This is a genomic window from Pseudomonas sp. FBCC-B1565, assembly GCF_059133265.1.
In genome coordinates, this window is the sequence record NZ_CP101438.1 from 2,268,812 (window position 1) to 2,281,931 (window position 13,120).

Here is a 13,120-nt window from a genome sequence, read left to right on the forward strand (position 1 = left end):
ACGCCATCCGTGGGGTTTGCGGTCTCCTTCTGAATACGAGGTCGGCGGCATGAGCAGTCTTCTGAAGCTGGAAAACATCTGTAAGCGGTACCCGGGCGTACAGGCCCTCAAGTCCATCAACCTGCAGGTCGAGCGCGGCGAGATCCATGCCTTGCTCGGCGAAAATGGCGCGGGCAAATCGACCCTGATGAAGATCCTCGGCGGCGTCGAGCGTCAGGACGAAGGCCAGATCCTGATCGATGGCCAGGCCCGGCAGTTCGCGACCTACCGCGATGCAATCGCCGCCGGCATTGGCATCGTGTTCCAGGAATTCAGCCTGATTCCGTACCTCACGGCCGTGGAAAACATCTTCCTCGGCCATGAGCTCAGCAACCGCTTAGGCCTGCTGCGCAAGCGCGAAATGGTCGAGGCCAGCGAGGCGCTGTTCAAGCGCCTCGGCGTGATCATCGACCTGCAATGCGCAGTCAAGCACCTGAGCGTGGCCGAGCAGCAGTTTGTCGAAATCGCCAAGGCCCTGGCCCTGGATGCGCGCCTGCTGGTGCTCGACGAACCCACCGCCACCCTTACGCCAAGCGAAGCCGAGCTGCTGTTCGAGATCATGCGCGAGCTCAAGCGCCAGGGCGTGGCGGTGATTTTTATCTCCCATCACCTGGAGGAGATTTTCCAGGTGTGCGACCGCATCAGCGTGTTGCGCGACGGCGGCAATGTCGGCGTCACCGATGTGGCCGACAGTGACATCGACCGCCTGGTCGAGATGATGGTCGGGCGCCGCCTGGCATGCAGTTTTCCGCCCAAACCGAGCAGCGCACGCGGCCCGCTGTTGCTGGAGGTCAAGGATATTCAGCTGGTGCGCAACGGCCCCCGCAACAGCTTCCAACTGCACAAGGGCGAGATCCTCGGCTTTGCCGGTCTGGTCGGTTCCGGTCGCACCGAGCTGGCCCTGGGCATGATGGGCGCGCTGCCGTCGGTGAGCAAAGACGTGTGGCTACGCGGTGAGAAAATTACCCTGGATGACCCGGCCCAGGCGCTCGCCCACGGCATCGGCCTGCTGCCGGAAAGCCGCAAGAGCGAAGGGCTGATCACCGATTTCAGCATTCGTGAAAACATCTCGCTGAACAACCTGCCCAAATACCAGAACGCCTCGGGCCTGATCGACAAGGCCAGGGAATGCGCCAGTGTCGAAGACCTGATGCGCCAGCTGTCGATCAAGGCCCCCAGCGGCGAAAGCCGGGTGTTCAACCTCAGTGGCGGCAACCAGCAGAAGGTGGTGATCGCCCGCTGGATCAACCACCACTGCGACGTGCTGGTGTTCGACGAACCCACCCGTGGCATCGACGTGGGGGCCAAGGCGCAGATCTACGCGCTGATGCGCAGCCTCACCGAACAGGGCTACGCAATCATCATGATTTCCTCCGAGCTGCCGGAAGTCATCGGCATGTGCGACCGCGTCGCCGTGTTTCACAAGGGCGCGATCGTCAAGGTCCTCGAAGCGTCCGCCGTCAATCCTCAAGAGGTCATGCGCCATGCAACAGGGGGCTCAAGTGAATACGTCCATTAACACCGTCGACAGCAGCCGGCTGCGCCTGAACCTGGCGCGGCTGGTGCGCTCGCCGGCGTTCTATCCGTTCGTGGGGTTAGTGGTGGTGACCCTGGTGATGATCCTCGCCAGCGACACCTTCCTCACCGCCAGTAACCTGTCGAACATCGCCCGCCAGGTGTCGATCAACGCGATCATCGCGGTGGGCATGACCTGCGTGATTCTCACCGGCGGCATCGATCTGTCGGTGGGGCCGGTGATGGCGTTGTCCGGCACGCTCACCGCCGGGTTGATGGTCGCGGGCCTGCCGCCGGGCCTGGCGATTGGCGCGGGGATGTTGATCGGCGTGGCCTTCGGCATCGGCAACGGCCTGTTCGTCGCCTACCTGCACATGCCGCCGATCATCGTGACCCTGGCGACCATGGGCATCGCTCGGGGCCTGGGCCTGATGTACACCGACGGCTACCCGATTTCCGGGCTGCCGGAGTGGTTTGGCTTCTTCGGCCGTCAGAGCCTGTTCGGCATCGAAGTGCCGATCCTGATCATGCTGATTACCTACGCCGCCGCCTATGTGCTGCTGCAACACACGCGCATCGGCCGCTACATCTACGCCATCGGCGGCAATGAAGAAGCGGTGCGCCTCTCCGGCGTGCGTGCCGCGCGCTTCAAACTGCTGGTGTATGGCATCAGCGGCCTGACCGCAGCGATTGCCGGGCTGGTGCTCACTTCACGCCTGATGAGCGGCCAGCCGAATGCCGGCGTGTCGTTCGAGCTGGATGCGATTGCCGCCGTGGTACTCGGCGGCGCGTCGATTGCCGGCGGGCGCGGCGTGATCGTCGGCACCTTGCTCGGCGCCATGCTGCTTGGCGTGCTGAACAACGGCCTGAACATGCTTGGCGTGTCGCCCTACGTCCAGAGCGTGATCAAGGGCGCGATCATTTTGCTGGCGATTTTCATCAGCCGTCAGCGCCACAAATAAACTCCTAACAAGCACAGGACTCGACACCATGGACAAGCACACCGACATGCAAGCCGTCGTCTGCCACGGCCCCAAAGACTACCGCCTGGAACGCATCGGTAAACCCCAGGCCCGCGCCAATGAACTGGTGATCCGCATCGCCGCCTGCGGCATCTGCGCCAGTGACTGCAAGTGCCACTCGGGCGCTGCGATGTTCTGGGGCGGCGACAACCCCTGGGTCAAGGCGCCGGTGGTGCCGGGGCACGAGTTTTTCGGTTATGTGGTGGAAGTCGGCGAGGGCGCCGCCGAGCACTTTGAAGTCGCGGTCGGCGACAAGGTGATCGCCGAGCAGATCGTGCCCTGTGGCAAGTGCCGTTTCTGCAAATCCGGCAAGTACTGGATGTGCGAAGTGCACAACATCTTCGGCTTCCAGCGCGAAGTGGCCGAAGGCGGCATGGCCCAGTACATGCGCATCCCCAAGACTGCCATCGTGCACAAGATTCCCGAGTCGGTGTCGCTGGAAGACTCGGCGCTGGTGGAGCCGATGGCCTGCTCGATCCACACCGTCAACCGTGGCGATATCCAGCTTGACGACGTGGTGGTGATCGCCGGCGCAGGCACCCTCGGCCTGTGCATGGTCCAGGTCGCCGCGTTGAAGACCCCGAAGAAACTGGTGGTGATCGACATGGTCGACGAGCGCCTGGAACTGGCGAAGCAATTTGGCGCCGACGTGGTGATCAACCCGGCCCGCGACAACGCCCGCGAGATCATCAACGGCCTCACCGACAACTACGGCTGCGACGTCTACATCGAAACCACTGGCGTACCGGCCGGCGTCACCCAGGGCCTGGACCTGATCCGCAAGCTCGGGCGTTTTGTCGAGTTCAGCGTGTTCGGCGCCGAGACCAGCGTCGACTGGTCGATCATCGGCGACCGCAAGGAACTGGACGTACGCGGCGCGCACCTCGGCCCGTATTGCTACCCGATCGCCATCGACCTGTTCGAGCGCGGCCTGGTCACCTCCAAAGGCATCGTCACCCATGACTTCCCGCTGGACGACTGGGCCGAAGCCTTTGAGTTGGCCAACTCGACCAAGTCGATCAAGGTGCTGTTGAAGCCGGTGGTTTGAACATGAATTACGTGATGGGGGTCGACATCGGAACCCAGAGCACCAAGGCGCTGCTGGTGGATGCTCAAGGCACGATCATCGCCCAGCACAGCCAGGGGTATCGCGTGGATACCCCGAAAGTGCGCTGGGCCGAACAATGGCCGCAGGTCTGGCTGGACGCCGTCGAGGCCTGCGTGGCGCAGTGCATGGCCAAGGCCGCTGTGGCGAAAGACCAGGTCAAGGCGCTGTGCATCAGCAGCCTGTATGGCGGCTCGGGGATTGCGGTGGATGCGCAGCTCACACCGCTGCACCCGTGCCTGATCTGGATGGACCGCCGCGCCGGCGAGCAAGTGGCCTGGGTGCGCGAGCATGTGGACCTGGAGCGCCTGTTCGAGGTGACCGGCAACTCGGTGGACAGCTACTACGGCTTCACCAAGATGCTCTGGCTCAAGCAGCACCAACCCGAAGTGTGGGCCAAGACCCGCTACCTGCTGCCGCCGAACAGCTATCTCAACTGGTGCTTCACCGGTGAGTTGGCGGTGGACCACAGCAGTGCCGGCAACATTGGTGGCGTCTACGACGTGAAGGCGCGTGGCTGGTCGGCCGAGATGCTCGATGCGCTGGGTATCCCGCAGGCCATGATGCCGCAGCGCTTGGTGCATTCCGGGGAGGTGGTCGGTGGTTTGCTTGAGGCCTGGGCGACACGCCTGGGCCTGCAGGCCGGCACGCCGATCCTGGCGGGTGGCGTCGATGCGGCCATGGCCACGCTGGCGGCGGGGGTGACACAACCGGGCAGCCACGTGGCGATGATCGGCACCAGCATGTGCTGGGGTTACCTCAACCAGCAGGTGGATGCGCGCCATGGCCTGGTCAGCATGCCCCACGTCTACAACGGCCACCGTGACCTGTACATCTTCGGTGGTGCGATCACCGCCGGGGCTTCGGTGAGCTGGTTTCGCGAGCAGTTCTGCCAGGCCGAAGAGCAACAGGCCAAGGCCAGCGGCCAGGACAGCCTGGTGCTGCTGGAGCAGCGGGCGATGCACATCCCGGCAGGCAGTGAGGGCCTGTTGTTCTTGCCCTACCTGATGGGCGAGCGCAGCCCGGTGTGGGATGACCGCGCCAGTGGCAGTTTTGTCGGCTTGAACCTGTACCACACCAGGATCCACCTGTACCGCGCCGTGCTGGAAGGCGTGAGTTTTGCCTTGCGGCATAACATCGAAGCGGGTACGCGCGGTGCGCACTCCCTGGACCCGCGCTTGATCGTGGTGGGCGGGGCGAGCCATTCGGACCTGTGGATGCAGATCATCGCCGACGTCACGCGGTACCCGGTGTACACCATCGTTCAGGAGGTTGAGGCGGCGTTGGGCGCGGCGTTGCTGGCGGCGCATACGGTGGGGTTGGTGAGTGATGCGGCGATGGACAAGGGCTGGGTGCAACTGGAGCTGCGCGCTGAGCCCAAGGCGCAAAACGTCGAGGCGTATGACCGTGCATTCGGCGAATACCTGAAGCTTTATCCGGCCCTGAAACCGATCATGCACAGCCTGCAGGAGAACTGAATGAACGCCGCCTTCGACTTCACCCACCACCGCATCCTCGTCACCGGCGCCAGCAGCGGCATTGGCCGTGAAATCGCCCTGCAACTGATCGCCAGCGGCGCCGACGTGTTTGCCCTCGGCCGCGACGCGCAGGCCCTGGCCCAACTCGGTTGCCACAGCCTCTGCCTGGACATCGCTGACAGCACGGCCCTCGACAAAGCCCTGCAAGACCTGCCGCCGCTGCACGGCCTGGTCAACTGCGCCGGCATCTCGCGCCTGGAACCTGCCGCTGCCATCAGCGCCGAGGCGTTTGACCAGGTGATGAACGTCAATGCCCGCGCCGCTGCGCAGGTCGCCAGCCGTGTGGCGGCGAAAATGATCGAAGCGCAGATCGCCGGCAGCATCGTCAACGTCTCCAGCCAGGCCTCGTTGGTGGCGCTGGACGATCACCTCGGCTACTGTGCCTCCAAGGCGGCGCTGGATGCGATCACCCGCGTGCAATGTGCCGAGTGGGGCCGCTTCGGCATTCGCGTCAACAGCGTCAACCCAACGGTCACGCTCACACCGATGGCGACCATGGCGTGGTCCGCACCGGCCAAGCGTGACCCGGCGCTGGCGGCGATTCCTTTGGGGCGTTTTGCGCAAACCGCGGAAGTGGCCCTGCCGGTGCTGTTCCTGCTGAGCCGCGCGGCGAGCATGATCAGCGGCGTCAGCCTGCCCATCGACGGCGGTTATACCAGTCGTTAGCCGTTTTCCAACTGGCCAGCGATGACCACCTTGTCCCGCGGCTTGCTCGGGTCTTCGAGGCGGTCGAGCAGCAGGCGTACCGCGCTGCTGCCGGCCAGGGACGCATCATGGGCCACGCAGGCGATGGGCACGCCGAAGATATCGGCGAAGGGCAGGCGGTCGATGCCACAGATGGTCAGGCTGTCGTGGGGGATGTTGTGCATGCGCAACGCGCGCAGCGCGCCGAGGGTGATCAACTGGTTGAACCCCATGATCGCGTCCGGCGCGGAGTGTTCGGCCAGGTAGTCGAGGGTATGCAGGTAGGAGGGCATCAGCGTGTAGTCGCCGGCCTGCACTTCGACCTGCACCTGCGGGTGTTCGGCCAGCACTTCGCGCAGGCCCTTGAGGCGCTCCACGGTGATGCGTGAATGTTCGGGGCCGGTCAGCACCAGCAGGCGCCTGAGGTCGGGCGTCTGGCGCAGCAGGTAGTGCGCGGCCTGGATGCCGCTGTGGTAGTTGTCGAGCACCACACGGCTGAACGGGCTGTCGTGGATCGTGCGGTCGAGCAGCACCACTGGGGTCTTGCCGTTGGCCAGGCGTTCGAGGTAGTCGGGCTGGTAGCCCGGTTCATCCGAGACCGGCGACAGGATGATCCCCGCCACGCGGTAGCCCAACAGGGTGTCCACGGCCTTGCTTTCCAGTTCTTCCAGCTCATCGGTGTCCACCAGCATGATGGTGTAGCCGTGCTGCTTGGCCTCGCGGGAAATCGCCTTGATCATTTCACTGTAGAACGGGTTGTCCACCGACGCCGTGATCACGCCGATGATCAGGCTTTCACTGCGCTTGAGCCCGCGGGCGAAGGCGTTGGGCACGTAGTCCAGCTCCCGCGCCACTTCGAGGATGCGTGCCAGGGTGGCCGGCTTGACCAGGTCAGGTTTGCTCAGCGCCCGTGACACCGTGATGGTGGTCATGCCGACCTGTTTGGCGATGTCGCTGATGGTGACGGACTTTTTCTTGTTCATCGGTAAGGCTGCAAAAGGAAACACCCGCAGGCTAGCATGCGCGGCGGATATTGTTGCTTCAAATCAGCGGGTCCCAGCGTTGCGACCAGTCGCTTTCGGCCTTGACCACCTCGCGCAGCAACCCCAGCGCCTGTTGCAACACCGCCGAGTCTCGCGCCCGTGAATACACCAGGTAGGTGGGGAAGCTGAACTCCGGCGCCTTGGGCACGCGTTGCATCACGCCGCTGTCCAGGTAGCTCTGCACCACGCGGGTCCGGAAATAGCCGGCGCCGCCGTTCTCAAGGATGTACTGCAACGCCAGCGGCCCCAGGTTGAAACTCAGCGCGGCGCGGGCCTTGTCGGGCAGGGCGGCGTCGTGTTGTTGACGAAAACCGGGTCCCCAATCGATGTACACATAGGGCGCCGGGTTGCTCACCAGCTGCACCAGAATCAGTTTTTCCTCCAGCACCTGCTCCACCTGCAAGCCCGGCCAGTACTGCGGCTGGAACACCAGGGCGGCGTCCAGTACACCCAGCTCCAGTTGGCGCAGCAGGTATTCGCCTTCGCGGATTTCGGTGCGCAGGGCGTGGCCGGGGATGTTCTGGCGCAGGGCCTGGGCCCAGCCGAGCATCAGCGGGTTGCACAGGCTGACTTCGCCACCGATGTGCAGCACGTTGCGATAGCCATCGGGCAGCGGCAGGTCGCGTTTGGCGGCCTCCCAGGTCTGCAGCAACTGGTTGGCGTACACCACGAAGGCCTCGCCATCGGCGGTCAGCCGGGCGCCGGCGCGGTTGCGCACGAACAGTGTGCTGCCCAATTGGCTTTCCAGGCTCTTGACCCGTGCGGTGATGGCGGTCTGGGTGACGTGCAGTTTCTCGGCCGCTGCGGCGAGGCTGCCGCAGCGGGTGATTTCGAGGAAGGTGCGTGCCAGTTCGATGTCCATGAAGCCCCCGGGGATGAATGGGGGACAGTGTAAAGGAATGCGCCCGATACTGTGGAAGGAGGCTTGCTCCCAAGGTCTTTAGGTAGAACTGGCGAAAAGTACCCACAGTTGCAGTGTTCGTCCTCAGCCAGATAGGGCCAGGACCATCTGCGTGTACCCCCTCCCACATGGGGTCCTACGGTGTTCTGGTGATTGGGGCCTGCAGGTGCTTGGTCGGGAATGCCTTTGCATACACCTGGCACACCCGCAACACCTGCTCATCGGCAAACCGCGCGCCCACCACATGCAACCCCACCGGCAAGCCATTCGCCGCCAACCCACACGGCACCGACGCCGCCGGTTGCTGGGTCAGGTTGAAGGGGTAGGTGAAGGGGGTCCACTGTGTCCATGCCTGCAAGCCGGAGCCGGGCGGTACGTCGTGCCCGGCTTCGAATGCGGTGATCGGCATCATCGGCGACACCAGTACATCGTAATGCTCATGGAACGCGGCCATGCGCGCTACCAATGCGGCGCGGGCTTCAAGGGCGGCACTGAAGTCGTCCAGGCTCAGCTGTTCGCCACGTTTTGCAATCTTTAACAGTCCGGGGTCCAGCAGCTGTTTTTGTGCCTCGCTCATGGCGCCGGTCAGGCGCGCTGCGCCGGCTGCCCATAAGGTGCTGAACACTTCCAGCGGGTCGCTGAACCCTGGGTCGATCTGCTCGACATGGGCGCCCAGTTGTTCCAGGCCTCGAACCGCTTCGGCAACTACCTTGGCCACCTGTGGGTCGACATCGACGTAACCGAAGGTCGGGCTGTAGGCCACGCGCAAGCCTTTCAAATCCGTACCCGGCGTCAGCCATGGTGTGGTGCGTGGAGCACCGATCAAGCCATCCCGTGCGTCCGGTTGGGCGATGGTCTGCAGCATCAGCACACTGTCTTCCACCGTGCGGGTCATCGGCCCCAGGTGCGACAGAATCGTCATGGAGCTGGCCGGCCATTGCGGCACATAACCGAAGGTCGGCTTGATGCCGAAGGTGCCGGTAAACGCACAGGGAATCCGGATCGAACCGCCCGCATCGCTGCCCTGGTGCAACACGCCGAGGTTCAACGCCGCCGCTGCGCCTGCGCCGCCGGACGAGCCGCCCGCCGTGGTGCGCGTGTCCCAGGGGTTGCGGGTGATGCCGTACAGCGGGTTGTCGGTCACGCCTTTCCAGCCGAATTCCGGGGTGGTGGTCTTGCCCAGCAGCACCGCGCCGGCCTTGCGCATAAAGGCTGTGAAGGGCGCGTCGACGTCCCACGGCCCTTCGGCGGATGAGGTGCGCGAGCCCTTGCGGGTCGGCATGCCGATCGTCAGCGTCAGGTCTTTGATCGACGCCGGCACACCGTCCAACGCACCGCAGGGTCGGCCGTCGAGCCAACGTTGTTCCGAGGCGCGCGCCGCACTCAGCGCGCCTTCCGGGTCGACGTGGCAATAGGCGTTCACCACCGGGTTGTAGCGTTCGATACGCAGCAAGGCGTCTTCGGTAACCTCCACCGGCGACAAGGTCTTGTCGCGAAAATGCTGCAGCAGTTGCACCGCCGTCAGTTGGCCGATCTCACTCATGCCGTTTCCCCCTGTGCCGCATTGACCATGGCGCGCAGCAATACCGCGCAGCCCGCCGCCAGGTCGTCCGGCGCGGCGTTTTCAATTTCGTTATGGCTGATGCCGCCTTCGCACGGCACAAAGATCATCCCGGCCGGGCCGAGTTCGGCGACGAAGATCGCGTCGTGCCCGGCACCACTGACGATGTCCATATGGCTCAAGCCCAGGGCCTCGGCACCGTCACGCACCGCGTTGACGCAGGTCGGGGCGAAGTCCAGCGGTGGGAAATCGGCGGTGGGCGTCAGTTCAAAGGTCAGGCCGTGTCGCTGGGCGGTGGCTTCGATCACGCCGCGCACTTCATCGACCATGGCTTGCAGCGTGTCCGCGTGCAGGTGGCGCAGGTCGATGGTCATGTGCACCTCGCCGGGAATCACGTTGCGCGAGCCTGGGTGCAGGCTCAGGCAACCCACCGTGCCGCAGGCGTGGGGCTGCTGTTGATGGGCGATGCGGTTGACCGCGCTGACCACCTCGGCGGCGCCGACCAGGGCGTCCTTGCGCAGGTGCATCGGCGTCGGGCCGGCGTGGGCTTCGACGCCGGTGAAGGTCAGGTCGAACCACTTCTGGCCCAGGCACCCCATGACCACGCCAATCGTGGTGGCCTGGTCCTCGAGCACCGGGCCCTGTTCGATATGCGCCTCGAAATACGCGCCCACCGGGTGGCCGAGCACGGCGCGGGAGCCGGCGTAACCGATGCGCTGCAATTCGGCGCCCACCGACAGGCCCTGGTCATCGACTTTGTCGAGTGTGTCCTGCAAGTCGAACTTACCGGCAAACACCCCGGAGCCCATCATGCACGGTGGAAAGCGCGAGCCTTCTTCGTTGGTCCACACCACCACTTCAAGCGGTGCTTGGGTTTCAATCTTTAAATCATTCAGGGTGCGGATCACTTCCAGCCCGGCCATCACCCCGTAGCACCCGTCGAACTTGCCGCCGGTGGGCTGGGTGTCGATATGGCTGCCGGTCATCACCGGAGGCAGGGCAGGGTTGCGCCCGGCACGGCGCGCAAAGATATTGCCGATGGCGTCAACGCTGACGCTGCACCCGGCCGCCTCGCACCATTGCACAAACAGGTCGCGGGCCTGGCGGTCGAGGTCGGTGAGGGCCAGGCGGCACACGCCGCCTTTTACCGTGGCGCCCAGTTGGGCCAAATCCATCAGCGATTGCCACAGGCGGTCGCGGTTGATCAGCGGGGCGTTGCTCTGGAGCGGTTGCGTAAAACTGTTCATTAGCAGTCTCCGGTCAGGCACTCAGGGCCAAATAACGGTTTTTGATCGTAGGGTCGGCACGGAAGGCTTCGGCGCTGCCTTCGTAGACCACGCGGCCCTGTTCAAGCACGTAATGGCGGTCGGCGAGTTTGTCGCAGACCATCAGGTTCTGTTCCACCAGCAGCACCGGCAGGCCGTCGTCCTTGACCTTACGCAGGATCTTCACCAGTTCGTCGACGATCACCGGGGCCAAGCCCTCGGTGGGTTCATCGAGGATCAGCAGCTTGGGGTCGTTGAGCAGCGCGCGGGCGATGGCGAGCATCTGTTGCTCGCCGCCAGACAGCGCGTGGCCGGCGTTTTTGCGCCGCTCCTTGAGGCGCGGGAACATGGCGTAGACGTCTTCAAGCTGCCAGCGGCTGGTCTTTCGGGCGGCGATGCGCAGGTTTTCCTCGACGGTGAGCAAGCGGAAAATCCCGCGGTTCTCCGGCACCAATGCCAAACCCTGGCGGGCGATTTCGAAGATCTTCTGCCCGACCAGCGCCTGGCCGTTGAAGTGGATCTGGCCTTGGCGCGGGCAGATGATGCCGAGGATACTGCGCAGGGTGGTGGTCTTGCCGGCGCCATTGCGCCCCAGCAGTGTCACCAGTTCGCCGGGGTTGACGGTGAGCGACACGCCTTCCAGTACGTGGCTCTTGTCGTAGTACGAATGGATATTCTCGACGATCAGCATCAGGCAGCCTCCCCAAGGTACGCGGTGCGCACACGTTCATCGGCGCGCACGAATTCCGGCGTGCCCTCCACCAGGATCTGGCCGTGGCTCATCACCGTGATGCGTTGGCTGATGGACATGACAATGCTCATGTTGTGTTCGATCAACAGCACCGTGTGGTCGCGGCCAAGGTCGCTGATCAGTTGGGTCATGATCGGGATGTCATCGATGCCCATGCCCGAGGTGGGTTCGTCGAGCATCAATAGTTTGGGCTTGGAGCAGATCGACATGCCCACCTCCAGCACCCGTTGCTGGCCGTGGGACAACTCGCCGGCCAGGGTGTCGGCGCGGGCGGTGAGTTGCAGGCGCTCCAGCACCTGGTCGGCCATTTCCAGGTGTTCGCGCTGGCTGTCTACGCGGCGCCAGAAGTTGAGGGCGCGTGCGCCGTCACGGCCTTGGGCGGCCAGGCGCAGGTTCTCGCGCACGCTGAGGTTCTGGAACAGGCTGGTGAGCTGGAACGAGCGCGCCATGCCCAGGCCGACACGGCCGTGGGCGGGTTTGCGCATCAGGTTCCGGCCGTCGAAATGGATCGCCCCGGCGGTGGCCTGGCGCTCGCCGGTGAGGCAGTGGAACAGGCTGGTCTTGCCGGCGCCGTTGGGGCCGATAATGGTGTGGATGGTGCCGGCCTCGACCTTGAGGTTGACGCCATTCACCGCATGGAACGCACCATAGGCCAGTTCCAGGTCCTGGGTTTCCAGCAGGATGCTCATAGCCCTTCCTCCTTGGCGACAACCACGCTCTTGCGGCTGCCGCGCACCTTCTCGAACAGCGACGCCAGGCCGCCCCACAAACCACCGCGCATGAAGATCACCACCAGGATCAGGATCACCCCCAGCAGCATCAGCCAGCGCGGCCACAGGTCGGAGAGAAAATCCCCGAGCAGCACGATGGAACCGGCGCCCAGCAGCGAGCCGAACAGCGAACCGGTGCCGCCGACGATGGTCATGATCAGGATGTTCTCGGACATCGCCAGGTCGATGTTCGACAGCGGCACAAAGTGCAGCAGCATGGCGTACAGCGCCCCGGCAATCCCGGTGACGGCGCCGGACAGCACAAACACCAGGATCTTGAAGTGCCGCGTGTCGTAGCCGATGGCCGAGGCACGGGTTTCGTTTTCGCGGATCGCCATCAGCGTGCTGCCGAACGGCGAGGCGATCACCCGGCGCGCACCGATGAAGATCAGCAGGAACAGTACCGCGACAAAACCGTAGAACGCGCGGGCGTCGGCCAGGGACAACAGCACGGTGTCGCCCAGGCGGATTTCCGGGCGCGGCACGCTGAGCAGGCCGTTGTCGCCGCCGGTCCAGTCGCTGAGGGTGTAGGCGACAAAATACGCCATCTGGCTGAAGGCCAGGGTCAGCATCACGAAGTAGATGCCGGTACGGCGGATCGCCAGGGCGCCCACCAGCAAGGCCAGCAAGCCACCGGCGATGGCGGCGCCGAGCAACGCAGTGAACAGGCCCAGTTGCAGGTGGATCATCAGCAGCGCCGCGCAATACGCGCCGGCGCCGAAGAAAATGCCTTGGCCAAACGACAGCAGCCCGGTGTAGCCCAGCAACAGGTTGCAGGCCAGGGCGGCCATGGCAAAGATCAGGATCTCGGTGGCCAGGGTTGCTGAGGGCAATATCAACGGCAGGCCGATCAGTACCGCCAGCACCCACAGCAACATGGCGCGCGATTGCGTCTTGGCAAACGGCAGGGGATTTTTCTCGCTCAT

12 protein-coding genes are annotated in these 13,120 nt (G+C 64.3%); 5 read left to right on the top strand and 7 right to left on the bottom strand.

The window, feature by feature from the left end; translation table 11 throughout:
* Positions 1-49: 49 nt before the first annotated feature.
* From NL123_RS10775 to NL123_RS10795, 5 genes are read left to right on the top strand one after another with little or no spacing between them, the layout of a single operon-like run.
* Positions 50-1,558: a sugar ABC transporter ATP-binding protein gene (locus NL123_RS10775; protein WP_494357740.1), complete on the top strand. Its 1,509-nt coding sequence runs from the start codon at positions 50-52 to the stop codon at positions 1,556-1,558.
* The gene (locus NL123_RS10780) at positions 1,524-2,516 is read left to right on the top strand and encodes an ABC transporter permease (protein ID WP_248482613.1); all 993 of its coding nucleotides are present in this window, start codon (positions 1,524-1,526) and stop codon (positions 2,514-2,516) included. The genes NL123_RS10775 and NL123_RS10780 overlap by 35 nt, the downstream gene beginning before the upstream one ends.
* A 28-nt stretch (positions 2,517-2,544) precedes the next feature.
* Positions 2,545-3,624, top strand: coding sequence for an alcohol dehydrogenase catalytic domain-containing protein (locus NL123_RS10785; RefSeq protein WP_071495893.1), 1,080 nt, complete (start codon positions 2,545-2,547; stop codon positions 3,622-3,624).
* A gap of 2 nt (positions 3,625-3,626) precedes the next feature.
* Positions 3,627-5,159, top strand: a complete 1,533-nt coding sequence (locus NL123_RS10790; protein WP_494357741.1) for an FGGY-family carbohydrate kinase — start codon at positions 3,627-3,629, stop codon at positions 5,157-5,159.
* Positions 5,160-5,885 (top strand): SDR family oxidoreductase, encoded by a 726-nt coding sequence (locus tag NL123_RS10795; protein WP_248482609.1) that lies wholly within the window; start codon positions 5,160-5,162, stop codon positions 5,883-5,885.
* On the opposite strand, the gene NL123_RS10800 is transcribed toward NL123_RS10795, so the two are convergent.
* The 7 genes from NL123_RS10800 to NL123_RS10830 all read right to left on the bottom strand — a co-directional run bounded on the left by NL123_RS10800 (position 5,882) and on the right by NL123_RS10830 (position 13,120).
* Positions 5,882-6,886 (bottom strand): LacI family DNA-binding transcriptional regulator, encoded by a 1,005-nt coding sequence (locus NL123_RS10800; protein ID WP_071495890.1) that lies wholly within the window; start codon positions 6,884-6,886, stop codon positions 5,882-5,884. The two genes, NL123_RS10795 and NL123_RS10800, sit on opposite strands and share 4 nt — an antisense overlap.
* 58 nt (positions 6,887-6,944) lie before the next feature.
* The gene (locus tag NL123_RS10805; RefSeq protein ID WP_248482607.1) at positions 6,945-7,808 is read right to left on the bottom strand and encodes a LysR family transcriptional regulator; all 864 of its coding nucleotides are present in this window, start codon (positions 7,806-7,808) and stop codon (positions 6,945-6,947) included.
* Between the two features lie 175 nt (positions 7,809-7,983).
* Positions 7,984-9,390 (bottom strand): amidase, encoded by a 1,407-nt coding sequence (locus tag NL123_RS10810; protein ID WP_494357742.1) that lies wholly within the window; start codon positions 9,388-9,390, stop codon positions 7,984-7,986.
* Positions 9,387-10,655, bottom strand: coding sequence for a Zn-dependent hydrolase (locus NL123_RS10815; protein ID WP_494357743.1), 1,269 nt, complete (start codon positions 10,653-10,655; stop codon positions 9,387-9,389). The genes NL123_RS10810 and NL123_RS10815 overlap by 4 nt, the downstream gene beginning before the upstream one ends.
* A gap of 13 nt (positions 10,656-10,668) precedes the next feature.
* Positions 10,669-11,364, bottom strand: coding sequence for an ABC transporter ATP-binding protein (locus tag NL123_RS10820; protein ID WP_028617000.1), 696 nt, complete (start codon positions 11,362-11,364; stop codon positions 10,669-10,671).
* Positions 11,364-12,113 (bottom strand): ABC transporter ATP-binding protein, encoded by a 750-nt coding sequence (locus NL123_RS10825; RefSeq protein ID WP_248482601.1) that lies wholly within the window; start codon positions 12,111-12,113, stop codon positions 11,364-11,366. The genes NL123_RS10820 and NL123_RS10825 overlap by 1 nt, the downstream gene beginning before the upstream one ends.
* Positions 12,110-13,120, bottom strand: coding sequence for a branched-chain amino acid ABC transporter permease (locus tag NL123_RS10830; RefSeq protein WP_248482599.1), 1,011 nt, complete (start codon positions 13,118-13,120; stop codon positions 12,110-12,112). Before NL123_RS10830 ends, NL123_RS10825 begins: the two co-directional genes overlap by 4 nt.